At 61.0% G+C, this 23,299-nt stretch carries 25 protein-coding genes; 5 read left to right on the top strand and 20 right to left on the bottom strand.

Annotation, left to right across the window (positions count from 1 at the left end):
• Positions 1 to 29: 29 nt before the first annotated feature.
• From APZ15_RS27140 to APZ15_RS27125, 5 genes are all read right to left on the bottom strand, one after another.
• On the bottom strand, positions 30 to 1,439 hold the full coding sequence (locus APZ15_RS27140; RefSeq protein WP_226153322.1) for a PDDEXK-like family protein: 1,410 nt from the start codon (positions 1,437 to 1,439) through the stop codon (positions 30 to 32).
• A 210-nt stretch (positions 1,440 to 1,649) separates the two neighbouring features.
• Entirely contained in the window at positions 1,650 to 2,870 is a 1,221-nt protein-coding gene (locus APZ15_RS27135) for a hypothetical protein (protein ID WP_027789789.1), read from the bottom strand.
• A 54-nt stretch (positions 2,871 to 2,924) separates the two neighbouring features.
• Entirely contained in the window at positions 2,925 to 3,167 is a 243-nt protein-coding gene (locus APZ15_RS41230) for a hypothetical protein (RefSeq protein ID WP_138143418.1), read from the bottom strand.
• A 29-nt stretch (positions 3,168 to 3,196) separates the two neighbouring features.
• Complete coding sequence (locus tag APZ15_RS27130; protein WP_027789790.1) at positions 3,197 to 3,619, bottom strand: hypothetical protein; 423 nt, start codon at positions 3,617 to 3,619, stop codon at positions 3,197 to 3,199.
• 12 nt (positions 3,620 to 3,631) lie between these two features.
• Complete coding sequence (locus APZ15_RS27125) at positions 3,632 to 3,811, bottom strand: hypothetical protein (RefSeq protein ID WP_027789791.1); 180 nt, start codon at positions 3,809 to 3,811, stop codon at positions 3,632 to 3,634.
• Positions 3,812 to 4,220: 409 nt separating this feature from the next.
• Here APZ15_RS27125 and APZ15_RS27120 point away from each other — a divergent pair, with 409 nt between their 5' ends.
• On the top strand, positions 4,221 to 5,312 hold the full coding sequence (locus APZ15_RS27120) for a helix-turn-helix transcriptional regulator (protein ID WP_049098422.1): 1,092 nt from the start codon (positions 4,221 to 4,223) through the stop codon (positions 5,310 to 5,312).
• Positions 5,313 to 5,403: 91 nt separating this feature from the next.
• On the opposite strand, the gene APZ15_RS27115 is transcribed toward APZ15_RS27120, so the two are convergent.
• The 4 genes from APZ15_RS27115 to APZ15_RS27105 form a co-directional block, all read right to left on the bottom strand.
• The gene (locus APZ15_RS27115; protein WP_049098423.1) at positions 5,404 to 6,294 is read right to left on the bottom strand and encodes a hypothetical protein; all 891 of its coding nucleotides are present in this window, start codon (positions 6,292 to 6,294) and stop codon (positions 5,404 to 5,406) included.
• A gap of 120 nt (positions 6,295 to 6,414) precedes the next feature.
• On the bottom strand, positions 6,415 to 6,579 hold the full coding sequence (locus APZ15_RS41225) for a hypothetical protein (protein WP_155253137.1): 165 nt from the start codon (positions 6,577 to 6,579) through the stop codon (positions 6,415 to 6,417).
• Positions 6,580 to 6,611: 32 nt separating this feature from the next.
• The gene (locus APZ15_RS27110; protein ID WP_201800291.1) at positions 6,612 to 8,096 is read right to left on the bottom strand and encodes a hypothetical protein; all 1,485 of its coding nucleotides are present in this window, start codon (positions 8,094 to 8,096) and stop codon (positions 6,612 to 6,614) included.
• 7 nt (positions 8,097 to 8,103) lie between these two features.
• Positions 8,104 to 9,048, bottom strand: a complete 945-nt coding sequence (locus APZ15_RS27105; protein ID WP_138143417.1) for a hypothetical protein — start codon at positions 9,046 to 9,048, stop codon at positions 8,104 to 8,106.
• A gap of 363 nt (positions 9,049 to 9,411) precedes the next feature.
• Here APZ15_RS27105 and APZ15_RS27100 point away from each other — a divergent pair, with 363 nt between their 5' ends.
• The 3 genes from APZ15_RS27100 to APZ15_RS27095 all read left to right on the top strand — a co-directional run bounded on the left by APZ15_RS27100 (position 9,412) and on the right by APZ15_RS27095 (position 12,160).
• Positions 9,412 to 10,320, top strand: coding sequence for a 5'-nucleotidase (locus tag APZ15_RS27100; RefSeq protein ID WP_027789794.1), 909 nt, complete (start codon positions 9,412 to 9,414; stop codon positions 10,318 to 10,320).
• 16 nt (positions 10,321 to 10,336) lie between these two features.
• Complete coding sequence (locus APZ15_RS41220) at positions 10,337 to 10,723, top strand: hypothetical protein (protein ID WP_138143415.1); 387 nt, start codon at positions 10,337 to 10,339, stop codon at positions 10,721 to 10,723.
• A 177-nt stretch (positions 10,724 to 10,900) separates the two neighbouring features.
• Positions 10,901 to 12,160 (top strand): PDDEXK family nuclease, encoded by a 1,260-nt coding sequence (locus tag APZ15_RS27095; RefSeq protein ID WP_027789795.1) that lies wholly within the window; start codon positions 10,901 to 10,903, stop codon positions 12,158 to 12,160.
• Positions 12,161 to 12,324: 164 nt separating this feature from the next.
• Here APZ15_RS27095 and APZ15_RS27090 read toward each other — a convergent pair whose 3' ends face one another.
• From APZ15_RS27090 to APZ15_RS27070, 5 genes are all read right to left on the bottom strand, one after another.
• Positions 12,325 to 13,095, bottom strand: coding sequence for a hypothetical protein (locus tag APZ15_RS27090; protein ID WP_138143414.1), 771 nt, complete (start codon positions 13,093 to 13,095; stop codon positions 12,325 to 12,327).
• A gap of 85 nt (positions 13,096 to 13,180) precedes the next feature.
• A complete protein-coding gene (locus APZ15_RS42285; RefSeq protein WP_049098425.1) occupies positions 13,181 to 14,671 on the bottom strand; it encodes a phenylacetate--CoA ligase family protein in 1,491 nt (496 codons plus the stop codon).
• Entirely contained in the window at positions 14,668 to 15,690 is a 1,023-nt protein-coding gene (locus APZ15_RS27080) for a nitroreductase family protein (protein ID WP_049098426.1), read from the bottom strand. The genes APZ15_RS42285 and APZ15_RS27080 overlap by 4 nt, the downstream gene beginning before the upstream one ends.
• Positions 15,691 to 15,966: 276 nt before the next feature.
• Positions 15,967 to 16,779 (bottom strand): hypothetical protein, encoded by an 813-nt coding sequence (locus tag APZ15_RS27075; RefSeq protein ID WP_027789798.1) that lies wholly within the window; start codon positions 16,777 to 16,779, stop codon positions 15,967 to 15,969.
• A 203-nt stretch (positions 16,780 to 16,982) separates the two neighbouring features.
• Positions 16,983 to 17,798: a helix-turn-helix domain-containing protein gene (locus APZ15_RS27070; RefSeq protein ID WP_027789799.1), complete on the bottom strand. Its 816-nt coding sequence runs from the start codon at positions 17,796 to 17,798 to the stop codon at positions 16,983 to 16,985.
• 123 nt (positions 17,799 to 17,921) lie between these two features.
• On the opposite strand from APZ15_RS27070, the gene APZ15_RS27065 reads away from it, so the two are divergent.
• Complete coding sequence (locus tag APZ15_RS27065) at positions 17,922 to 18,581, top strand: glutathione S-transferase family protein (protein ID WP_027789800.1); 660 nt, start codon at positions 17,922 to 17,924, stop codon at positions 18,579 to 18,581.
• 45 nt (positions 18,582 to 18,626) lie between these two features.
• On the opposite strand, the gene APZ15_RS27060 is transcribed toward APZ15_RS27065, so the two are convergent.
• The 6 genes from APZ15_RS27060 to APZ15_RS27040 form a co-directional block, all read right to left on the bottom strand.
• Positions 18,627 to 19,715, bottom strand: coding sequence for a porin (locus APZ15_RS27060; protein WP_027789801.1), 1,089 nt, complete (start codon positions 19,713 to 19,715; stop codon positions 18,627 to 18,629).
• Between the two features lie 195 nt (positions 19,716 to 19,910).
• Positions 19,911 to 20,246 carry a Rieske (2Fe-2S) protein gene (locus APZ15_RS27055; RefSeq protein ID WP_027789802.1) on the bottom strand — a complete coding sequence of 112 codons (336 nt, stop codon included), beginning with the start codon at positions 20,244 to 20,246 and terminating at the stop codon, positions 19,911 to 19,913.
• A 3-nt stretch (positions 20,247 to 20,249) separates the two neighbouring features.
• Complete coding sequence (locus APZ15_RS27050; RefSeq protein ID WP_021160030.1) at positions 20,250 to 20,561, bottom strand: YciI family protein; 312 nt, start codon at positions 20,559 to 20,561, stop codon at positions 20,250 to 20,252.
• Between the two features lie 5 nt (positions 20,562 to 20,566).
• The gene (locus tag APZ15_RS41215) at positions 20,567 to 20,704 is read right to left on the bottom strand and encodes a hypothetical protein (RefSeq protein ID WP_155253138.1); all 138 of its coding nucleotides are present in this window, start codon (positions 20,702 to 20,704) and stop codon (positions 20,567 to 20,569) included.
• A 27-nt stretch (positions 20,705 to 20,731) separates the two neighbouring features.
• Positions 20,732 to 21,799 (bottom strand): maleylacetate reductase, encoded by a 1,068-nt coding sequence (locus APZ15_RS27045; protein WP_027789803.1) that lies wholly within the window; start codon positions 21,797 to 21,799, stop codon positions 20,732 to 20,734.
• A gap of 8 nt (positions 21,800 to 21,807) precedes the next feature.
• Complete coding sequence (locus APZ15_RS27040; protein WP_027789804.1) at positions 21,808 to 23,274, bottom strand: aldehyde dehydrogenase family protein; 1,467 nt, start codon at positions 23,272 to 23,274, stop codon at positions 21,808 to 21,810.
• Positions 23,275 to 23,299: the final 25 nt, after the last annotated feature.

Genomic DNA, 23,299 nt, shown 5'->3' with positions numbered 1-23,299 from the left:
ATGCGCGTTGAAAACGCGAAGCAGTCAAATCACACACCTTGCAGCGCCGAGCAAAGCATTCGATATCTGCGCAGCACCTCGGAGACAAGGTTACTTTCTTTGACCGCATCTTTCTCCACCCTGCGAACATGAGCGTTCTGTCGGCCGCCCGACAACTCGGGAAATTTCTCGCGAATCGCCACCCGTGCCCGCTCTGCGGTATCCGGCTTGAGATACGATTCCCAATAGACGACCATCACGCGGTAAAGATTCTCGTCGGCGCTCAGCTCCTTCTCATCGTCCATCATCAATTCAGGCGGAATGTAACGCACGCGAATGAAAAATGGCCACCAGCGGACATCATTCTCATCGGCATGTGTGTATGGATACCACGCTTTGTCGAATATCTGAATCCATGCGTCACCCTCTTCGTACTCAAACTTTACCGACGGCAGTTCCTCGGCCAGGTCAGACCGGAGGAACGCGAGGTTCTTAAGATGCGTCAAGCGAGCTACCAACTCCGGGTAATGCTGGGTGAATAGCCAGATGTCACTTGAAGGATCACCAGGTGTCACCCCTTGGGTCTTGCTCAGCTTCGTCATCCGGGCTTCGGCGAGCGGTGTCAGCAACGACCGGTAGTGTCGGGTCAATCGCGCAAGAATGGTGTCAACATCCTTCTCGGCTTGCGACTCGTAGTCTGACTGTCGCTGGCAGTAAGAAATCAGCAGGTTCGCGGTTTGATTGCCACGACGCATCTGCGACTCAGCGCGGCTCGCGCCGGCCTCTAGCCAGGTGTAATCGAGGTATACCCAGTATTTTTTCATCTCGCTCAGCTTCAGTTGCCTCGAACGCCCCCGGTCTAGTGCGATGAGCGCGACGTGGAAGTTTTTGAAACCCGGATGACTGGCGACGAGTTGCTGCACCGACCGACGATATCGCTTGAGTTGCTCGTTCCCATGCTGAGCCTTGTACTTGTTCTCGACGACGATGACAAATCGGTTCACTGGATCAACAATGAAGAAATCGAGATGATTTCCGTTTGTGATGCGATATTCGCGCAACAGCAGAATCGAATGGAAACCCGTTATATTGATGCGCGCGGGTGCCCAGTGCGAAAAGAAGTCGGTATTAGGCCCGTCCTCCGCATAACAGTTGGTCCATGCTGCCGTCAGGAAGTCCTTGAACAAGGCGTCGCCTTGCCCGTGCCCCTCACGTGGGTTGAGCAACCACTGCAGTATCTGCGAATGCTGAGTTTCTTGCGGCTCGATAATGTCGAAGATATCGTTGGCCCGCTTGAGCGCTTCGATTGCGAGACCGAGATCCGGGTCACTAACGAATTGCTGAAAAAGGTCGACATCGTAGGCCGCAACTTGCGCCGGTCTTCTTCTGGTCACCATAACGCCCCGTACTGTTTCATCGATTTTGTCTGGAGCCGCCATTTCGACCTGGATCAGCAACATCGAAGCGATGACAGGAATCCTGTTCTCTTACCACGCATCGTGCCGCGAACCCGGCCTCGCCTCCAGAGTTGATTAGAAATGCGACGCTGGCACACACCGTCGCCTCATTCTCCACTGCAAACCACCAATCTGACGCCGCCGGCACGTGCCAGCGCCGCGAGCAGTCGCGACGTCAAAGCATCGATACGCGCGACGACATCCGATATCGCCTCAGTCTCGCCGCTTCGGGGGGACAGGCAGCAATGTCACATGTAAAACGGCCATGCCTTGGGGCGGATCCGCTTCGTCGAATCGCCGATCGGAATCATCCGGCGGGCCATCCCAAGCGCCACCGATTCTGCGGCCGGAATAATACGGAGGCAGCTTCCAAACATGGTCCACGAGAAAACGTGCCCGCTGGTTGATATTGAGGAAGTCCACATTGAAATATCCAATCTGCCGACAATACTCATGCAGCCGCTCCTCGACCGCCTCAACACACCGCACATATCCCGACTGCATCATCGAACAGATTTCCCGTCGCGCGCCCTGGGTCATCACCGCCCCCGCCTGCCCCTGCTTCTCGTTCGCGACTGCAGCCAGGTTGCTTGGCATTCCAATTTTGCTCGTATCGACGTTACCTATTTTCCGCTTCTCGGCATACGAAACGAGTACTGAGATCATCTCGTCCCACCCCAGCTTCTGCGGATTGGCACCTGCCTTCGATGGATCGATGCAACGCTTCCTCTGCATCCACCCCGGCGGCAGCCGATAACTAAATGCCCTGCCTACATCGGCGTGCTGCAAGACAAATTCTGCAATTGCCGATGCGAACGAGCCTGCGCATGCACTGCCTACATCAGGCTCAAACCATTTCCACAGGTCGTCGTGACGGTCTCCTTGAGACGCCTCCGTCTTGACGAGCAGATACTTTCCATGACGCTTTTTCGAATGGTGGTCGTTTGGCGGAATGATGTCGTACTCGCCCATCGCCTTACCGCCGGAAGATGTCGTTGCCCCCTTCTTCTTTCCAGGCTTTCCAGACATCTTGAAAGGCGGCCAATCTTGATAAAGTTTCAGCTGCGCCGGCTCGTTGTCGGGTACCGAAGCGGTCTGACCAAAGCGCTTCGCCTGAAAGAGAATTGCTCGCTTCGTCGTGGGCGCGGCACCTGCAATTGCAAGAACCAGCAACAGGTCGCCCAGTTCCGCCGCATCACCATTGAAGTTCGCTTGCGGATAGTGATCGATCCATCCGCCCATCGCGAACGCACTCCACCCATCCATCTCGTCCGAAATCGCGTTTTCGAGACCGGAGACGAACGTATCGGTTATCAACGTCTTTACCCGCCGAGGTTCCGACTCCCCGCCGGGAAAGACTTTGTGATGCTGTTCCAGCAGCACGCCGATACTCGCTTCAAGATTGGATTTGACGGTATTCGCGTTTTTCCACATGGGTACGATTCCAGAACGGAAAGCACGAAGACTTGCCGCTCGACTTGAGCCTTGTCACAAGGTATTGCTGTTGTACGTGTCTATTGCGTCTCGACGTCCGGCACCGACCAATAAGGTCCGGATTGGTGACAAGTCCAGGATGGAGCCTGCTGCGCCAAGCGGTTCGCGCTCCCCCTCGTCGTCCAGTTTCTGCATCGCTCCATCCTTGTCGATGACACGGCGGCTACATACTGTCGCGAGAAGAAAAAGCGACAAAGAACGCCGCACGCCCTTTGTCGTCAGAAGCAGGCTTGACATCGCTCTATCGAGACAGCGACTTCGCCTTTCTAGTCTTGAAATGCGTTGGATGGCCGGGAACCGCGCAGGTCCTCGATCTTGGCCTCCAGCTCGTCTCGCCGGTAGTCGCCTTCCGGGAGTTTTTGCAGTTCCGTTTCCAGCTCGGCAACCCTATAGTCGACGTCACGAATCTTCTCGTGACGCTCTCGCACCTGCCGGGCATTGGCAGTGAACGTTTCGGTACGCTCGATCTGCTCCGACGACATGGTGTCGCGATTCTTTTCGAGGTGTTCTTCTGCCCGCTTCCCGACTGCGGAAACCATGCCGGGAGCAACCTCGGTGACCGCGAATTTGCCAACGTTGAACAGCCCCTTCCCGAGCAGCTTAAGACCTGCAGCTGCACGATCCCCGCCGCTTCGATAGCTGCCAGTCAGATCCTTCCAGTCGTCGCCCAAACCAAAATACTTGCCCACATCCGTCTCCCGTTAGCGAACTTCGATCAGGTTGAATTCGTAACCACTGGAAAATTTGCTCGGGTTCTGGCTGCGGGCTTTGCCTTCCGCCTGCTTCACGGCCATGAAATCCGACTCCGCTTTGACCGATGCGGTGTGTCGGCTGTAGTTCGATCCTTTGCGCAATTCGTAAGATACGGTGTAGTTTTTCATTACAGCTTCCTTTAATCGAGTGACCTGACAAGATGCTGCGATACATAAAAGACTATCGGCAAATGGCGCGTCGACTTTAGCGAAGAGCCGGCAAATTCAGAATTTCGCCCAGGCAATGAAATCATCCAATGCCACGAAGCCATCGCGAATCGTAGTTTTCCAGCCGCGAACTGCCGGTAAGCCATCGCGGCAAGCCGCGCCCCAGTCGTGCGCCCTCGGAATAGAGCACGGCAACAGACGAACGGATCGCAATGCAACACCGGGCAGTCGAGCAACGTTAATGCGCCATCGAGACAAGTAATGTCCCGATCGAACGTAAAATTTGATTCTTCTTTAGCATTGGCGACATCGCATATGGTCGCATTGCCGACACGCGAAAAAATGATCCAAAGCCACAACCGAGGGACCAGTGACAACATCGCTTGACGAAGCCATTCTGCGTATCCTGCCGACTCACAGGGACGCAACGGACTGGATTTCCACGTCCGAGGTTCGACGACAACTCGAAGAACGAGGACATCGCACGAAGTATCCGAAGAAAGTCTTGCGGGAACTGATGAGGCTCGAGAAAAACAAAATGGTGCTCTCGATCTCCAGCGGGCGTGAACTGCTTTGGCAGCGAAAGCCCTGGCTGCAAGGCACGCGTGACAGCCCCAGTCTCATGAGCGCGGCCGAGGCTGTCGCCTTCCACATCCTTCAGCGGTTCGCCGGAACCAAGCTCCCCGCCGCGGTGACCAGGGATCTCGAACCGCTCTTCGCCGCCGCCGACGTGCGACTCTCACAGGAGAAGGTCGACAACCGCTTATACCAGGCGTGGCCCGACAAGGTCGACTCGGTTGACGGCAACTTCACGCTCATTCGTCCCAATCTACGCGAAGACATCTTTCAGGTCATCGCAACCGCAACGTTCTTCGAGCGCGAAGTGGTCGTCAGATATCGTCCGGCCGGAAAGGCCGATACGGACGACTTGAAGCCGAAAATCCTGTGGCCGCTTGCGCTGGTCGAGTCTGCGGGTGCGATGTACATGGTGGCGCAGGATCCTGCATTCGAACCGCGCAAGGACAAGCCGCGAATCCAGTGGCTTCGAAGCCTTTTCCGGCTCGATCGGATCATTTCGGCAGGCGAATCCGGAAAAACGTTCAACTATCCTGATGATTTCCATCTCCGGACCTACATCGATGGCGAGCAGGCGTTCAATTTCATGACCGAGCCGCCCATTCATCTCAGTATCGCCTTCGATGGCAACGCCGGAAACCACCTCAAGGAAACACCGATGGCAAGGGACCAGGAACTGGAAATCCTCCCGGACGGAAGGTTGAAAGCGACGGGCACCGTCGTTCCAAGCCTGAAACTGCGTTGGTGGCTGCGTTCCTTCGGTGCGAATGCCGAAATTCTCTCGCCCGCATCGCTGCGCAACGAGTTTGCGGACGAATACACCAGACTTGCAGCCCGATACGGCGCAGCCGGAAAGACACCGGTACCCCCTGCGATGGATTCGTGACCTCGGCAGACATACTGCAATCGAATGGAGGGTCGGCAAAACCGCCCCTCCATCGTTGAATCCACCTTCGTACGACCAGCTGGATTCGACGTCAGTACGTTTTGATGCGCTTGACCTTCGGAAGCGAGGGTATCACATGCGACCCGATCTCCGGGATGGGCGGCATCGACGGCATCGTTTCCGACGCAGCCGACGACCCGACGACGTCGAGTGTTCCGCCGTTCCTGATGGTGTAACGCGCCTTTTCCCGAATGTAAGCCACCTGAACGACACAAGGGACGAACACGCGATACGCCGGTGCCGCCAGGGCCATCGCGCTGTAAACCAGCGAGAACGGAACAACGACAGTCGCGGCGGCTGCCAGGGCGCCGGACGCCAGCATGGCCGCCCCCACGCCGGCCCCGCCCGCGACCGCAAGCCCTCTGCCGAGAACAGACGATGCCGTCGACTCGGCGACAAAGGCCGCCACCCTCATCCGGATCTCGCCATGGGCGGGCGCTTCACGCAGCGCAGCGGCAATCTCTGCCCGCCCCGATTCGGTCAACCCGCTCAAGCCGATATGCGACAAGGTCGCCTGGCGCTTGTCGTCGGGCATGGCATCGAGCGCATTCAGGAACAACTTTCGAAGAATCTGGGTCTCCACGGATGGCGCAGACTCCCAGCCCTCCACGTCGACCTTCAAGTGTTTCGCCGCATCAATAACCAGCCCCTGATACGCAGCACCTTCTCCTCCACGCAACGCGTTGGCAAAACTGTTGCCCCCGAACAACCGGATCTCCCTTGCGATATCGTTGCGATCACTGTGTCCAAATACACCCGACGTGCTACATGCCGTCAATTGCTTGAGCCTCGTATCCGATAAGGAACTCCGCCCTTTCCCCTTGTCGGTCAGGTGCTCGACCAGAATGACGAGATCGTCGTCATCCGCGACTTGAAGAAGTGCACTCAGACTCCACCACTTCTCTTCGAACTCGTAGTCCAAATTTTTTCTCCGTTTATGTTGCCGCTACTACCACGAACAGTCTCGTTGACCGGATCCAGAATGCCGATCGCATCAAGGTCCTTCAAGCGTATTCGACACTCGCGGCATACGTGTGACACATCAGAATGCCAGGCCCTCATCCTTGAACATTTCGACTATCGCCGCGACCAGTGCCGCAATCAGAAAGCAAACGAAGGTTGCCGCCAGCGCCGTGCCAAGCAGGGTTCCCAGAATCTCGAGGCATCCATTGAGCACTGACATCAGCGCCAGCCAGAAAATCGCCATGTTGAACGTTCCTTGGTTGTGTTCGACAGTGCCTATCGCCCTGTCATGAAAGCATCGAGATCGGCGTCACTTTTGATGAGAAGCGAATCGCTCACGCCATGCGCCCGCGCAAGCGCCAGACTCGACTCACGCAGATGCGTGTTAGTCGCAAGATCGAACGCTACCACCGTCAGATCTCCCAGCCGGTCGAACGCTTCATCGAGGAAGGCAAGAACCTTTCGTACCTCGGCATCGAGCGCAGAGACGATACGCTTCATACGCTCGGCGAGCCGGTCGGTCACTTCGCGCGCCTTTTTCCCGACGAAGTTCGATATGAACTTGCCCGCGATGGAACCCACGACGGCACCAAGAACCGGCACCGGAATCAATGCCTGACCGGCCGCCGTGCACAACCCGACGATGGCCGCATCGCTGCATACGAACATTCCGTTGTCGATCAGCGCGTCAAGTGAAATTCTTCCTGCGTGATAGTCGGCGACCAGTGACGCCATGCCCTTGGCGGCGCTGACAAAAGCACCGGCAAACGGCGCGGACATCTCGGCACAGTTCGTGAGCGCGTATATCGCCCCGCCGGCAATGGCACCGCCCGCGGCGCCCTTTGCCGTGGACAGTCCGACTTCCGTCCAGTCTTCGGCAGTGAAATCCCCGGCAAAGATGTTCTTTCCGTCCCGGTACTTCTGCCACAGCTTCGTGGTCAATGTCACTGCCGCCCCAACAGCCGCCGCACCACCCGCAGCCTTCAAGCCCTCGGCAACCGAAGGCTCGTGTTCGATGCGAATCTGGTCCTTGAGTGCCTCGTTCTGTTGCTTGAGATCCTGTTCGTGCCCGTTCACCGTCTCGTCGACCTTGCCGAGCTGGACTTCGCCGTATGTCGATACCGACGGCTGTACGGCCTCCGAAAACGGCTTGCCGCTCACAAGTTCGATCTGTGCGACCTTCTCGTGAATCGCCCGGATCGTCTTGTCGCTCAGATCGCCGGTGTTGCCGTTCAGAACCTCGAGAATCTGGGCATGCTGGTCCTTCGGGATGTGATAAACGCCGTCGGTCGCGAAGCTCTTGTATTTGTCCATGTGTTCGAGCACATGCGTCAACCCCTTGCTCGAGCCGTTGATGAACTTCGACTGAAAGTCGACGCCGTCGATCCGGTAGTCCATCGGTGCGGTCCGCCCCACGCCGTCGAAGGTCGCACCGGGCGTGACCTGAGCCAGGAAGTCTCGTGCCCTGCGAACAGCGACTTCGACTTGCTCGGCGACTTCCCCGTGCTTCGTATCCATACGGCCCAGGATCTTCCCGGGTTCCCCGATGAACTCGCGCAACGTATTCATGGCCCCCATCGCGCTGTCAAACGCCCGATCCTGCGCCGCTTGTAGCGCGGCTTCCGCAGCCAAACGCGCACTGTTGACGGCATCGACCACGACGCCCGCAGCCTGGTCGGTCAGGCTCGATGTCCGAAAGGAAGTTGAGGACCCGAGCAAAGCATCGCTTCCACCGAGGTCAGCAGATGATTTGATTGTCATTTTCGGCTCACGGCGCCTTCGCCAGGATCGTTTTATTCAGCAACGCAGACAGCGCACGCACGTGATTGATGAGGGCACCGAGAGCGTCCTTGTTTGCTGCCGAAAACTGTGCATAGTCGGTCGGCGCGGTTTGCCTCAACTGGGCGAGCAAGGAATTCATGCCGGCCGAGTGGTTCTGCGTCAGCGTCTTGAGGCCGTCGATCTCGCTCGCGGCCAGGCGAAGCGATGCGATACCCTTTTCGATCGGAATTCGTCGCTGGTGTGCCTCTTCCGCGACCTTCGCATTGGCGCGCCACATGAAGACGCCACCGCCGACGACCGCGGCACCGGCAAGCGTCCATCCGACCGGACCGGCCAACGCCAGCAACGCCCCGCCGGCGGACATCCCGCCGCCGCCCGCCGCCAGCGCGCCACCGCCCAGCCACGCCAGTGCGGCGTTGGTCGCAGCAGCACCGGAGAGCGATGCGATTGCGGTACCCGTCGAGGCGGTACCGAACGTGGTCGCAATGGCCATCGCCGCAGTAGGCGCGAGCAAGGCGGTCGATGCGCCGGCAGCCACGCCGACGCCGGTCGCCGCGCCGCCGGTCACGTTGATGTCGTGCATTTGGCGGTCGACCTCGGTCACCACACCTTCGAACGTCCGGTACTCGACCTTGTATTCGGCGAACGCGCGGTCGAACTCTTTCGGCGTCGACGCGAGGCCGTTGACGTACGCTTCGACCTCACCGATCAGCAATTCGCTGCTCTCGCGCCGCAAGTTGTAGAGATCCGTTGCGAGCGTCTGCACGACACCCTGACGCTTGTCATATTCCTTGGCTGCTGCCTCGAGTTGGCTCCGTGCGGTTGAGGCCGCCTCTCTGTTAAGCATGAAACGCTCCAGTTTGTCTTGTTGTTTCAACACCGAACCAGCAGGTCCGGATTCGCGCCGGACCGCTGTCGCGGTACAGGTCATCCACATCTCGCGCTTCGAGCCGAGAAATACCCCATCGACTTAACGACGCGATAGCCGCCCGACTTTAGGGGCACGGCCGGCTATTTGATTCATGCATCTGGCTCGATGGTGGTACGCGTTCGGGACAGTTCATGTCCCGAACCGGCATTTCCGAGCATGCTGTACGTCAAGCGAACGTCGAGCAGGTGTACCGAGGACGAGCAGGACAAGAACAGTCACGCCGATTGGCGATATATGGGCTGGTCAAAAGATGGGCGACGCAATCACAGACGCTTTCGAACATGCGGATACCTTCAGCAAAGCCTAAGGGACAGGATTTGTCCCAAGCGTCCTTCACCATTGCACGCAATCACTGGAGACCCCATGAATTCAGATATAAAAATCACGGTCGTCGTTTCCTCTGGTGCACTGTTCGATTTCGGATCAGAGAACCTCGTGTTTCGTGAAGAAGGCCTGTCGGCCTACCGAGCGCTGCAGGCCGCAAAACTCGATGTTCCGGCCGCCCCCGGCGCCGTGCTTCCGTTGATACGAAAGCTCCTCTCGTTCAATCGCAACAGCAGCCGCGTCGTCGAGGTCGCCATCCTGTCGCGCAACGATCCCGTCACCGGCCTGCGGGTGTTCACGTCCGTCCGCCACCATGGGCTGGACATTCACCGTGCCATCTTCACCGGCGGGGCACCGCCCCACCGATATCTCGCGCCGCTCAACGCAAGCCTGTTCCTGTCGACGCATGCCCGGGATGTCAAAGACGCGATGGCTGTGGGGATCCCTTCCGCTTTTGTCTATCCAGCGCCGGGCACTTCCGGATACATGAACGACGATGAGTTGCGCATCGCCTTCGATGGCGATGCCATCCTTTTCAGCGACGAAGCAGAGCGTGTGTTCAGGCAGCATTGGTTGCAGGCATTCAACGACCACGAAACGCGTCACGCGCGCACGCCCCTTCCCCCTGGTCCGCTCAAGCCGTTCCTCGCTGGGCTACGAGCGCTTCACGATTCGCACTTGTCCGCAATCAAGGTACGTACGGCTTTGGTGACGGCACGTAGCGCCCCGGCACATGAACGCGCAATCCGCACGTTGATGGCGTGGGGTATCACTGTCGACGAAGCCCTGTTCCTGGGAGGCAGGAGCAAATCCGGCTTCCTCGCCGAATTCGAGCCGGACATGTTCTTTGACGACCACGTATGCAATTGCGAATCAGCTGCGCACCTGGTTGCGACCGGGCACGTGCCGTACGGCATCAACAACGAATCCGGCTGGACTATTCATTGAGTACGCGAACTTCCAGATGAACCAAGAACTCGAGAGCCGTTTGACGGCAACCTATCCGACCATCTATCAGGCGCTGGTGCCCCGGTACTCCGGCAGTTGTCGATTCGAGTGTGATGACGGCTGGTATTCCATCCTCGACCAACTCTCGTGCAGGCTTGAAGCGGAGGCGCGCAAATCGCTGTTGCTTGTGCTTGACGTAAGGGAAAGGCTTGGCAGCTTGCGATTTCGTGTTCGAGGAAATGTGTCTGGCGAGGTGGACAGCTGGCTGGCTTCCGCCGCGCGGATGAGCCAGCAAACGTGCGAACGTTGCGGTCATCCGGCAGCACTACGCGGGCACACGGACGGCCGGGTCCGCACGCTTTGCCCAAAGTGTGCGGCGTCGATGAACTATCCGCTTGTGTAATGCGGCACGTCGTTCAGCTCAGCATGTGCCGGTTCGTCGCCGGCACGTGCCTTAAATGATGCGGCGTGAGTTTAATGAAGGCGCGTGATATTTATTTCACTACTGCTCATCTTATTGGAATTCGGCCGTTAAAGTTAGATAATCCATCGACTGCTCCTTCAGCTAACAGGTAACCATATGGCGTTGTTTGAAATCGCAGGCGACGGCCTGCATCCTATCCCTCTCGGCACTTTCGGAAACCTCGGACTTCGGGAAAGAAGCGATATCCAAAGAGCGGTGCGCGCGCATATTGAAGCCATCACTCCCGGCGTGCGGACGAAAGTTATCGCAGAAGAGTTCGGTGATTGGGCCGGCGCGAATCGCCGCATTGACTTGCTGTGCGTGGACGAGGATGCAAATTTGGTTGTCGTTGAGTTGAAACGCGACGACGGTGCCCATATGGATCTTCAAGCGTTGCGATACGCCGCAATGATTTCGACGATGCGATTCGAGCAGGCAGTCGCTGCTCATCGGAAGTACCTGGCTGACAACGGTTCGAGTGAAGACCCAGAGCAAGCGCTTCGAGAATTTCTGGAGGTTGATGAAGGTCCAATCGTCTTCACCGATACCGTGCGCATTGTGCTGGCATCGGCCAATTTTTCTTCCGAGCTGACGACGGCTGTCCTCTGGTTGAACAAGCAGGGCAACCTGGACATCCGATGCGTCCAGATGCGCCCGCACGCCGTCGATGCTCGCATTTTGCTGGACATCCAGCAGGTCATCCCCCTTCCGCAGACTGCTCAATATACCGTCGCGCTACGCGAAAAATCTATCGAGCAAGACAGCGTACGGACCACGACTCGGGACACGACTCGATACGATGTGACGATCGGCGATACGCTCTATCCCAATCTGCCTAAGCGCCGACTGATGCTTGCACTCGTACGCGAGGCCATACGGCAAGGGCACTCGCCTGACGAGATTCGTGAAGCAATCACCTGGCGAAAGCGTGACCTCTTCCTGTCAGCGCCGGGTCAGGCAGATGAAGCGACGTTCCAAGCATTATTTCCAGGAAAGAAGCTCCGATATTTCTTTGGCCCCGATGAAATGTTCTCCCTCAATGGGATGACCTATGTGCTTTCTCGAGCTTGGGCGGACCGCACACTTGAAGCTGCCGAGAAGGTCAGGCAGCTTCTGCGAAATCAGGAAGAAGTTTCTTGGGAACCTGCGTCTTCAGCGGCAGAAGAAGAGGAGGAAACCTACGATGGATACGTTATCAGACGGTTAGCGAGCGGCGTCATTCAACTCGAACGGGATGGCCAGATTGTGTCTCCGGCAAGCCCAGTTCTACGCAAGCTCGCTCAACAGCTGGATATCTCAACGCAATATGACAGCGGGACCGAGGCGAACACTCAACAACTCGGAAAGCGAATCATCGCCGTCCTTCAGTCAACGTGATTTTCCAATCGCGCGCCAGCAAGTTGCGCTGCCGGCGAGGTCTTGATCCGCAAGCGCATGTTCACCTGGCTAGCTAAGCAGTTCACGCTGAAGCAAGCAAATGTCTTCGTACGGAGATGGACATCTGCCGCTTCTGCGCGTGAACCTGCCAGGCCGCCGCTCACTCAATACGAAGCGAGCTGCTGGGCAGTCTTGACCACGTCCCTTCGTCGGGAGAGCTCCGCGTAGGGCGCGCCATCCATATACAGGTGATTACTGAAATCCTTAACTGAATCAGGATCGACAGTGAGCACTACACGAGTAGTTTTCGCATTCTGGATGGCCAGCGTTTTCCATGCCGTGTCTCCGGATACAAAGCCGATCACGAATTTTCGATCGGCGGTTGCACCGGGGTTCAGACCATGTTCATAGATATCGACCGGATCACTCTCCGCTACCGGGTCTTTTCCGTCGTCTACGTAAAGTTCGGCGTGCCACCTCAGTGAACTGACCGGCAAGTTGCCGCCATTGTGGACAGTCGCTGTAATCGTCGGTTGCAAGCCAAAGAAGTCCTTGCCAAGGGAAAAGGCTGCACCCGTGACCTTGATGGCCTTGATTTGAGCAAGTGCGGCATCGTAACGGGGCAACTCAACCTCGAGTTGCTTGATTCGAGCTGGATACGTTTCATTGACTTCCTTTGCTTCGGCTCGAATGATTTCACGAGGCGTGCTGTCCGGATACCGTTGGCGAACGGCATCGACCGTGAGGTCCTGCACCGCCCAATCGAAGGCCTGCTTGTCCTTGTCGGACATGTCTTTCGCCGCGACGTCAAGCGAGGCGCGATAAGTATCCGCATTCGTGGTATCCAGTTTTTTGTCAATGCCACTCCCACATGCCGCGAGCATGAGCGTAAGAGGGAGTACAAGTGCCGCACGTGGTCCAAGTGTTTTCAGCATTTTTTTATCTCGTTCTACTACGTCGTTGTACCCCTGGCCTGAACGCGCGTCACGTATGCGGCCGGGGCGCTCTCTACCCCGTCACTCACGCGATATACCTGTTCTTGATCCGGATATCCCGCCCCTTGAACGGCCCCGTATCGTGCTCATGCAGATGCACGACCACCTGCTTCGGATCGAACAGCCTCGACACCTCGCGGAAATCCTGATTCACGCGCTTCATGCCTTCGACCATCTCGCCATGCAGCGCCGCATCGTCGAGCGGCATCGGCGCACTGCCCAACGCCCGTTCGAGATGGAGGTGCAGGAAACTCGTCAACTGCGCATCCTCGGTCGTCGCGAGCTGGAACGTGCTGATCGCGTCATGAAGCACCGGCGAAGCGGACAGAACCTGCTCGATGTCGGACGGGAACACTTTCGCGCCATAGAACGGCACGCTCGAATCGTTGCGGCCGTACACGAACAGGAACGGGAAATGGCTGGTCCGCGCGGCAAAATCCTGCAGGCGCATGCCATGCGCCGACAGACGCCTGTTCAGCTCGCGGAATCGATACGTCCCACCCGAATCGCGAATGTTGTACCGGATCTTCGGCGCCGCGCCCGACTGCCGCCCGATGGTCACCAGCAGTTCGCCATCGTCATTCGTTTCGATCACGTAATCGAGCGCGTTGTACTGGAAGATCATCGGCGGCGTATCGCGGCCGAACAGCTCGCGGCACAGCTCGGGCCGCGTGAGCAACGCACGCCGCAGGCCGATCGTCGTCGGCGTCTCGACGCCGATGTTGATCTCGAGGTCCGACGCGCCATACGACGAGATCACCGTGCTCGCCTTGCGCAGCAGATGGTCGCGCAACGCTTCCGACAACCCTTCCCCGCCGACGATGAAATCGATGTGGTACGCGCTCAGGTCGAGATCGCATTCGTCGACCACCGAGCGGATGAACGGCGGGTAGCCGAATATCAGGTACTGGTATTTCGGTCCGAACAGCTTCAGCGTGTTGATCAGCTTGGCCTTGTCGGGGCCGATCGACTTCATGATGCCGACGTCGACCAGCGACATCGACACGTTCATGCCGGTCGCCCACGGCCCGAGCGCAAAGCAGTTCAGCAGCATCTTGCCGGAGTCGCGGAACACCAGCTGATAGTTCAGTTGCAGGATGCGCTTGACGTCGCTGCGTTCGGCCGCGCTGCGCACCCAGTTGTTCGGCTGCCCCGTCGACCCCGACGATTCGTCGATGACGACACCCGACTTCGGAATGGCGCCACCGTAGCAGCGCTGCTCGATCGAATAGCGCTTGATGTAATTCTCCTTGGTCATGGCGGGCAGGTCCGCCAGCCGCCATTTGCCGCCGGCCTTGTAGCCTTCGGCCTTCAGGAACTCGATGTAGGCCGGGCACGACGTGCTCGCCTTGAGGAACGCGACGCGGGCGCGCATGCGGCCGACATAAGCCAGATAGGGCTGAAAAATCGGCGCGTTGAGGAACACATAGAGACGTCCGTCGACGCTGATCACGCGGCGAAGGAACCAGAGCGTCCAGAGAACGGCTTCGAGAAAGAGGCGAATGAGCGTGTTCATGCGGATTGCGGCGAATGGGATGGAACCGGCGCATCGACGAGGATGTCGGCAAGCGCCCTGCGCTGGCTTTGCGGCGGCGTACGCGAGTAGCCGACCTTGAACACGAGCCATGCGCGGTCGACCCCGGCATGCGTGCTGAACCACGCGGCAGCGTCGGGGTTCGTGACCAGGTTGCCGTACGGATGCAGGTACAGACCGAGGCTCGTCAGCGCCAGCCAGAAGCGCAGCAAGAAGCGGCCCGACTCGATCGCCTTCTCCGGATTGAAGAAATCGCCGCTCAACACGCCGATCGCCGGCACATGGCCAAGCTGCGACCGGTACCGGCGCTTGAAATAGAAGCGCGTCGGCTTGAACATCAGGATCTTCGACAGACGCGCGGACATCCAGAACTCGGCGCGCGACAGGTTCATGCAGCGCCAGTCGAGACCGTCGCGATGTCGGGCAGTCGAACGTTCCGTGAACCGAAACCAGGCCGTGATTTCATCGTGGTAATCCGCGACGTTCATGTCATGGAACACGGCGTCGATGTTCGCCGCGATGATCGGCTCGATCAGTTCCGCACCCGACAGGTGCGTATATCGATGCCCCCATTCGTCGGCCAGCGCAGCCAGTTGCGTGACGGCGGCATCCGGCACCGGTGTCGGATCCATCGAAATGCGCGACGTGCGGCGCGCCAGCATCAGCGCGGACGGATCGTCGCGCGGCGCATCCGCGTTGGTGTTGGCGACGAGCCGCAGCGCAGCGAACGGAATCAGCCCCGGCGGCGTCGGCCGGGACAGGATGGCCGCGAATTCCTGCACCGGGCGATGCAGTTGCCATTCGACGCACAAGCCATGCGGTGCCGCGAGCAGATCGATCGCGTCGATGAACATGCCCATCGCGGACAACAGGAACGCGCCGGTCGTGTCTTCTTTCGGCAGCGTGCGCGTGCCGTCGATGAACAGCTCGGCGCAATCGTCCGAGATCAGTTGCACCCGCCACGGCTGAACGTTGTGCGGCGACGGTGCGTGTCGGGCCACGGACAGGATCGTGTGCCAGACAGTAAAGGTTTCAGCGGGAATCCCCGGCATTTCTCGTGGCTTCCTTGTTGTTGTGCGGCTGATTGCCGTTGTGGCGCGAGAACCGGCCCCTCTCAAGACCGGGTGAAGCTGTGCGCATCTTACATGAGGGCCGAGGCAGCCTCACGGATGCCCGGACGGCAGATCGACTGCGACGCAACCGTCCGCGCCCCGAAGCATCGTCCGCCGTCACATGCGGAGCTTCGTGGCCGGTCGAAGCCCCGTTCGAGAACCCCGCTACTTCGACAAGTGCAGCTTCTTCGACACGACGATGCCGCTCGACTCACTCACCAGCGAGATGTCATGGATATCCATGTGCAGCGTGGAGATCCTCGTCGTGATGTCGGTCGGCTCGTCGATACTCGGATCGACATGCTCGGTTTGTTCCGTCAGGTAAGGCCGAACCAGCCGCCCGGAGAAAACGAGTGCGAATTCGCCGCTCGCTCGTGCGTGCTCGGCGGGCGATAGCCGCATGCGGCTACGAATCGCGGTCTTTTTGCCTTGGCCGGAATCGAGTTCGATGATGTCGACGTGCTGGATGTACCCTTTCGCCTTCGCTTCGGGTGCAATCACGAGCCCGCGCCCTCGCGGCCCCGTCGTGACTTTTCTGAGCAGGATGCCCGTCCGGTCGTTGCGCTCTGCGTCGAACAGGTCGACGTCCAGCGTCAACAGGTGCCGGCGTGACGAGTACCTCAGCCCGTACCGCACCGGTACCACGAACGTCACGTCACGATCCAGATCGACGGACGCCAGGTCGGGATTCGGGCCACGCCGGTCGACCGCGCTGGAGACCAGGCCGCGAACCCGGTCGCGCAACGAAGGGGAGAGGGTAGTGATGTGCAGCTTCTTCAGTGCATCCCGGATTGCAACCGGGTCGTCGCCGGCAATCGGTCGTGCCGGCGACGTGTCGGGATGGACAGCCGACGCGATGCGCGCCGTGCCGTCCGCGGCCTCCGCCGCTGCATGCGCCGCGACCGGCGCCAGCATCATCGCCAGGGCGACGATGCACGCGTAGTTCGAGCGACCCAATGTGAATTTCCGGTAAAACACGACGAACTCCTGATTTTCAACGACGAGCACTATAGGGTGGAATGATCGGCAACGCACCCGCCGTTTGATATTCACGGACGGCCGGCGCGCCCATCATAGGTTCGTCGTCGGCACGGCGGCAGGTCAACGGACACACTACCGTGTTGCCCGGGCGACAACAACCGGCGGGAAACGCGCAGCGCCCCCGTCAGGAATCCGCACACTCATCCCCGCCCGTCCTCGCGCCGATACTCCGCCGGCGCCTTCCCCACCAGCTTCCGGAAGTCGCGCGTGAAGTGCGCCTGATCGAAATACCCCAACGCCTGGGCCAGCTCCGCGAGATCGACCGCCTCGCCGCCCGCGAGCTTGTCCGCGGCTTCGTGCAGGCGATAACGACAGATCACCCATTTGGGCGTCACCCCGACATGGCTGGAAAAGAGCTGCTGCAACGTGCGTTCGCTCAACCCCCCACGCTCGGCCAGGTCGCGCACCTGGGTGAGCCCGATGTCCTGCTGCAGCATCTGCAAGATGGCATGAATACGCTCGACCTGCGGATCGGGCGGCGGCAGCACCCGCAACAGCAGCGCCTCGGCCGCCGCCACCATCCCGGCATCGTCCCCAGCGCCGAGCACGGCCGCTTCGGCTTCCGCATCGCCGCAGCCGAACAGCGTCGACACCGGCAGCACCTTGTCGGTCGTCAGATGCACCGGTTTGCCGAAAAACGCCCGGAACGCGCCCGGCCGGAACCGCAAGCCGATCACCCTGCCGGCGCCCGCGAGCGTCGTCTCGAACGCCCCCGACACCACACCGAAGATCCCCGTCTGCCGCCGGTCGAACACCACATTCACGCACGGATACGGCAGTGTGCGCTGCACGTAAGGCGGCTGGCCGCGCAGATCCCATTCGACGATCCAGTGGTGATCCAGCACGCCGGCCAGTTCGGCTCGCGGGTGATAACGATTGAGACGGAAGCGCTGATTGATCGCCTTCGGGCCGACCACGCCCTTGGGCGTGTCGGTCACGTTACGCAGGTCGGCCATGGTCGGGAACCGGTGAGGTGAAGGCGCAATGATGCACCGCCGCAGCGGGTTTTTCCAAGACGAGGGTGCGCAACCGTCCTACATTCGAATCCCTGCCGACGAACGCACCCACCGGAGCCCGCCATGCCGCAAGACCGTCACCTGACCCTGTTCCACTCTCCGCGCAGCCGCTCGGCCGGCGTGCGGATGCTGCTCGAGGAACTGAGCGCCGACCATGAACTGCACGCGTTCGATCTCTCCACCGGAAAACACCGCGACGCCGAATACCTGCGCATCAATCCGCTGGGCAAGGTTCCCGCGCTGCGTCACGGCGACGTGATCGTCACCGAGCAGGCGGCCGTCTACCTGTATGCGGCGGAACTGTATCCGGAAGCCGGCCTGTCGCCGGCGCCGGGCGATTCGCTGCGCGGCCCCTATCTGCGCTGGATGACGTTCTATGGTTCGTGTTTCGAGCCGGCCCTCGTCGACCGATCGATGAATCGCCCGCCCGCGGCCTACTCGACGTCGCCCTATGGCGACTTCGATACCGTCGTCGACACGATCGATGCGCAACTGGCGAAGGGACCTTACCTGCTGGGCGAGCGCTTTACCGCGGTCGACGTGCTGTGGGGCTCGGCGCTGAACTGGACCACGATGTTCAAGCTGGTGCCCGAGACGCCGCGCATTCGCGCCTACATCGACCGCGTGCTTGCGCGCCCGGCCATCCAGCGCGCGCAGGCGGCAGATGCCGCGCTGGCGGCGGAACAGGACAAGGCCAAAGAGGCGGCCGCAGCGGCAGGGTAATCCGTTGGCGGGCCGACCTTGGCCCCGGATCCGCCCGCCGCCCCGTCAAAACACCGTATGCAGCCCCACCCGCGCCACTGTCTGGTTCGCCGAACCTGAAGCCCCGTTCGGATCCAGCACGCCATTGACCTGCGCATTCGCGCCGCTGTTCGCGCGTTGGTAGTCGGCCGACACATAAACCATCGTCCGCTTCGAAAACAGGTACTGAAGCGCCACACTGACCTGATGCGCGTGGTTGTCGTTCACCGCTTCGTTGCCCTTCATGTACATGTACTTCGCGCCCAGCACGACATCCGGCCTGATGTGCCACAGCCCGCCGGTCTCCGCCATCCACACGCCGGCATCGTTGAACGCGTTGTGCACGGTCGTCACCAGCGCACTCGCGGTCACGGCACCGAAGTCGTAATGCATCCCGACACCCCAGTTGCGCACGCTGGTGGACGGCACGCCGGGCGCGGGACCGTACTTCTCGTTCGTGTAGGCCGCACCGACCCCGAACGCCCCCACCTCGTAGTTCACCCCGGCGCTGACCGCATTGTCCGCGCCGACCGAGCCGGCCACCCCGCCGAACGCGTACATCACGCCGCCGGAAAAACCCGCGACCGTCGGCGAACTGTACTTGACGGAATTCGCGATTGGCTTGCTGCCTGCCGTGCGATCCCAATCGAACGCACCGGTCGGATTGCCCGGCAGCGCGAGACGCTGGAACGGGCCGTTGCGAAAGCCGTACAGCCCCGAGATGTCCCGCGCGATCGCATTGCCCTTCGAAAAGAGCGAATCCACCATGAAGTCGTACTGGTTGCCCAGCGTGATGCGGCCGAACCGGTTGCTTTCGAGGCCCATATACGCGTTGCGGCCGAAAATCCCCGTCCCGACGATGCTGCCGTTCGCCATCGAGAACTGGTTCACGAGCGCGAACGTCGCGCGATACCCGCCACCGAGGTCTTCAGTCCCGCGAAAGCCGAAGAGATTGGGCGCGAATATGCCGTCGTCGAACTTGACGTTCTTCCCGCCGCCCTCGTTGCTGACATAAGAAATGCCTGCATCGATCAGACCGAACATCGTCACGCTGCTCTGTGCCCATACGCCGTGCGCCACGGCAAGCATCACCACTGCTCCAAACCTGAGTTTCATGTCGTCTCCGTCTTTTTTATGAAAATGCGAGGCCGCCACCCGCTACGTGGCAGGTGCTCGCTCGGTGCTTCAAAGGAAATTGCGTTCATTCAGGCGGAATCGAACAACGCCTGAACCATGATTAGCTCGACTGATTGATCAATTCGATGACCGCCGCATCGACCCGCCCCGCTCGTACTCGTCGAAGCGCCCGAATCAAGCGCCCAGATGGACGATCCACGCGGTGGAATCCACCTCGACCGTCACGGCCTCCAGCGCCGAACCCGAGCAAGGCCCGTCGATACACACGCCATCGTCGAACCGGAACAGCGCGCTGTGATGGGCGCACATCAACACCTGCGACCGGTAACAGGAAACGCTGCCCGGGACGAAATCGAGCGGCACCGAGAAGTGCGGGCAGCGATTCACGTACGCCCACACCTGCCCGCCGCGTCTCACGACGATCACGGGACGTCCGATGCAGGCCTCGTCGACGACCCGCGCGCCGCCGTCGGGCACATCGGAAAAACGGCAGAGTTGTCGGGCTTCCATGTCTCACACCCTCTGCTCGGGATTGCCGAGGCTCCAGTCCCACGGCCGCACTTCGACGTGCGAAAACAGCCCTTCCTTCACGTACGGATCGTTGCCGACGAACTGCATCACCGCGTGAATGTCGTCCGCCTCCACGACGAGCAGCGTGCCGTTCATCGCGTCGCCGTGCGGGTCCAGCGTCGGCCCGCCGAGCCGCACGACCACGCCGTGCTGGTCGGCCGAGCGCAGGTAGGTTCGATGAATCGGCCGCATGCGGTCGCGCACGTCGCGCATGCCCGGCTGGTCCGTCGCAAACACCGCAAAAAATCGCGCCATGTCGATCAACTCCGGTCGAGGACGAACGCGCGAAGAGGCCGTACGAGGCACCGCACGCGCAGGCGCGCGCCTGGCGTGCCGTCGAAGCCTGCGGCAACCTGCCCGGTCACCCCGGCATCGCCGTCATGGTGGTCATCGCTCATGTCTGTCTCCGTTGACGCACGAGCCGCTCACCGCGGCGCGCGTCCTTCCCATGCGTGCTGAAGCAGCGCGCGAATCGCCGCGCGTTCGATCGGCCGCGGGTTCGCATACGGATTGCGACAGGCGAGGTCGGCCGCTTCGTCGAGACCGCTCTCCGGCATCCCGAGGTCGACGAGCGCCGGTGCGATGCCGAGCCGCGCATTCAGCGCGAACAGCAGCGGGCCGGCTTCGGCTGCATCGTTCCCGCCCAATGCGCGCGCCACGCGGCGCAGCGCATCGGGCGCGGCGGCATGGTTGTAGTGCGCGGTATGCGGCAGCATCGCCGCGTGCGTCTGCGCGTGCGGCAGGTTGAAGGTGCCGCCGAGCGTGTGGCACAGCTTGTGGTGCAGCGCCATGCCGACGGCGCCCAGGCAGGTTCCGGCGAGCCACGCGCCGTACAACGCGCGGCTGCGCATCGCGCGATGTTCCGGATCGCGCACGATCACGGGCAACGCGTCACCGAGCGCGCGGATCGACTCTTCCGCCATCAGGCTGATCACCGGGTTCGCGTCTTCCGCATAGAGCGCCTCGACGGCGTGCGCCATCGCATTGATGCCCGACGCCGCGGAAATGTCCGGCGGCAGCGACACCGTCAGCGACGGGTCGTAGAGCACCGTACGCGGCAGCACGCGCGCGTCGCGCCCGGTGCGCTTCAGCCGGCCTTCCGTGAGCCCGAAGATCGGCGTCATTTCCGAACCGGCGTACGTCGTCGGCACGGCCAGGATCGGCAACACCGACTCGAGCGCAATGGCCTTGCCGAGCCCGATCGTCGAGCCGCCGCCGATCGCGACGCAGCAGTCCGCGTCCAGCTCGCCGGCCATCTCGCGGGCGGCATGCGCGACCTCGACCGGCACGTGCATGACCGCCTGCGCACAGATGCCGGCCGCACGCTCGCCCAGGATCGCCTCCACGCGCTCGGCGAGCGGCCGCTGCTCGGGCGTGGACAAGACAAGCGCGCGGCGGGCACCGAGCGTCGACAGCTCGTCCGGCAGCCTCGCGAGTGCACCCCATTCGAACACCACGCGGGAAGGCGTGCCCTGATAGACGAAGCGATCCATGGAAAACCTCAGCGCTTGAAGTGCGGCGGCACGTTGCCGTCGACGTTGACCCACACCGATCGCGCTTCCGTGTAGTCGTGCATGGCCTCGAAGCCCATCTCGCGGCCATAACCCGACTTGCCGACGCCGCCGAACGGGCTGCCCGGGTTGACGCGCTTGTAGCAGTTGATCCAGCACATGCCTGCGTTGATCCGCGATGCCATCCGGTGCGCGCGCGAGAGGTCCTTCGTCCAGAGGCCGCTGCCCAGCCCGTATTCCGTCGCGTTGGCGATGGCCAGCGCTTCGTCGTCGCTGCCGAAGCGCAGCACCGTGACGAACGGGCCGAACACTTCCTCCTGCGCGACGCGATCGGCCGCGCTCCTCGCTTCGATGACCGTCGGGCGCACGTAGTAGCCGCCGGCGAGCGCCGGGTCCTGCGGCGCGCTGCCGCCGGTGAGCACGCGACCGCCCTGCTCGCGCGCGACGTCGACGTACGACAGCACGCGATCGAGGTGCTGCTTCGAGGTCAGCGGCCCCATCTCGGTATCGGCGTCGAGCGGGTTGCCGATGCGGATCGACGACGCGAGCGCGACGAATCGCTCGAGGAATTCATCCGCGATGCGTTCGTGCAGCACGAGACGCGAACCGGCGATGCACGCCTGCCCCTGGTTGTGGAAAATCGCCCATGCGGCGCCGTTGATGGCCGCGTCGAGGTCGGCATCGTCGAAGACGAGGTTGGCGCCCTTGCCGCCCAGTTCGAGCTGCACGCGCTTCAGGTTGCCCTGCGACGCTTCGACGATCCGGCGGCCGGTGGCCGTCGACCCCGTGAACGCGATCTTGCCGACCCCCGGATGTTCGGCGAGCCGCTGGCCGGCCGTATGCCCGTAGCCGGGGACGATATTGACGACACCGGCGGGGAACCCGACCTCGGCCATCAGCTCGACGATGCGCAACGTCGACAGCGGCGTGATTTCCGACGGCTTGAGCACGACGGTGTTGCCGGCGGCGAGAGCCGGGCCCATCTTCCAGCTCGTGAACATCAGCGGAAAATTCCACGGCACGATCTGGCCGACCACGCCGATCGGCGCGCGCTGCACGTAGTTCAGGAAGCCGGTTTCGACCGGAATCACCGAGCCTTGCAGCTTGTCGGCCATGCCGCCGAAGTAGCGGAAGCAGGCCGCCGTGCGCGGCACGTCGAGCGCACGCGAATCGCGGATCGGGTGGCCGGTGTCCAGCGATTCGAGCCGCGCCAGTTCGTCGGCGTTGGCCTCGATTGCGTCGGCGAGGCGCAGCAGCAACCGGCCGCGTTCGGCGGCCGGCAGGGCCGACCATTTGGGAAACGCGCGCGCGGCGGCTTCGACGGCGAGATCGACATCCGCCGCGTCGGCTGCCGCGATCTTCGTGATGACGGAGCCGTCGTGCGGGTTCAGCACGTCGATCGTGCCGCGGTCGACGGCGTCAACGAAACGCCCGTCGATGAAGAGTTGGGTTTGCATGAATCGTCCTCGGTACAGGGCTGAA

The organism is Burkholderia cepacia ATCC 25416 (assembly GCF_001411495.1).
Taxonomy (GTDB): domain Bacteria; phylum Pseudomonadota; class Gammaproteobacteria; order Burkholderiales; family Burkholderiaceae; genus Burkholderia; species Burkholderia cepacia.
The sequence above is the reverse complement of the archived record's forward strand: the minus strand, read 5'-3'. Positions and strand labels throughout refer to the sequence as shown.

Excerpts from the sequence above, each read along its gene's own strand:
- APZ15_RS27140 (WP_226153322.1), bottom strand. The coding sequence starts at position 1,439 with ATGTTGCTGATCCAGGTCGAAATGGCGGCTCCAGACAAAATCGATGAA.
- APZ15_RS27135 (WP_027789789.1), bottom strand. The coding sequence starts at position 2,870 with ATGTGGAAAAACGCGAATACCGTCAAATCCAATCTTGAAGCGAGTATC.
- APZ15_RS41230 (WP_138143418.1), bottom strand. The coding sequence starts at position 3,167 with ATGTCAAGCCTGCTTCTGACGACAAAGGGCGTGCGGCGTTCTTTGTCG.
- APZ15_RS27125 (WP_027789791.1), bottom strand. The coding sequence starts at position 3,811 with ATGAAAAACTACACCGTATCTTACGAATTGCGCAAAGGATCGAACTAC.
- APZ15_RS41225 (WP_155253137.1), bottom strand. The coding sequence starts at position 6,579 with ATGGCGATTTTCTGGCTGGCGCTGATGTCAGTGCTCAATGGATGCCTC.
- APZ15_RS27110 (WP_201800291.1), bottom strand. The coding sequence starts at position 8,096 with ATGACAATCAAATCATCTGCTGACCTCGGTGGAAGCGATGCTTTGCTC.
- APZ15_RS27105 (WP_138143417.1), bottom strand. The coding sequence starts at position 9,048 with ATGACCTGTACCGCGACAGCGGTCCGGCGCGAATCCGGACCTGCTGGT.
- APZ15_RS27100 (WP_027789794.1), top strand. The coding sequence starts at position 9,412 with ATGAATTCAGATATAAAAATCACGGTCGTCGTTTCCTCTGGTGCACTG.
- APZ15_RS41220 (WP_138143415.1), top strand. The coding sequence starts at position 10,337 with ATGAACCAAGAACTCGAGAGCCGTTTGACGGCAACCTATCCGACCATC.
- APZ15_RS27095 (WP_027789795.1), top strand. The coding sequence starts at position 10,901 with ATGGCGTTGTTTGAAATCGCAGGCGACGGCCTGCATCCTATCCCTCTC.
- APZ15_RS27090 (WP_138143414.1), bottom strand. The coding sequence starts at position 13,095 with ATGCTGAAAACACTTGGACCACGTGCGGCACTTGTACTCCCTCTTACG.
- APZ15_RS42285 (WP_049098425.1), bottom strand. The coding sequence starts at position 14,671 with ATGAACACGCTCATTCGCCTCTTTCTCGAAGCCGTTCTCTGGACGCTC.
- APZ15_RS27070 (WP_027789799.1), bottom strand. The coding sequence starts at position 17,798 with ATGGCCGACCTGCGTAACGTGACCGACACGCCCAAGGGCGTGGTCGGC.
- APZ15_RS27065 (WP_027789800.1), top strand. The coding sequence starts at position 17,922 with ATGCCGCAAGACCGTCACCTGACCCTGTTCCACTCTCCGCGCAGCCGC.
- APZ15_RS27060 (WP_027789801.1), bottom strand. The coding sequence starts at position 19,715 with ATGAAACTCAGGTTTGGAGCAGTGGTGATGCTTGCCGTGGCGCACGGC.
- APZ15_RS27055 (WP_027789802.1), bottom strand. The coding sequence starts at position 20,246 with ATGGAAGCCCGACAACTCTGCCGTTTTTCCGATGTGCCCGACGGCGGC.
- APZ15_RS27050 (WP_021160030.1), bottom strand. The coding sequence starts at position 20,561 with ATGGCGCGATTTTTTGCGGTGTTTGCGACGGACCAGCCGGGCATGCGC.
- APZ15_RS41215 (WP_155253138.1), bottom strand. The coding sequence starts at position 20,704 with ATGAGCGATGACCACCATGACGGCGATGCCGGGGTGACCGGGCAGGTT.
- APZ15_RS27045 (WP_027789803.1), bottom strand. The coding sequence starts at position 21,799 with ATGGATCGCTTCGTCTATCAGGGCACGCCTTCCCGCGTGGTGTTCGAA.
- APZ15_RS27040 (WP_027789804.1), bottom strand. The coding sequence starts at position 23,274 with ATGCAAACCCAACTCTTCATCGACGGGCGTTTCGTTGACGCCGTCGAC.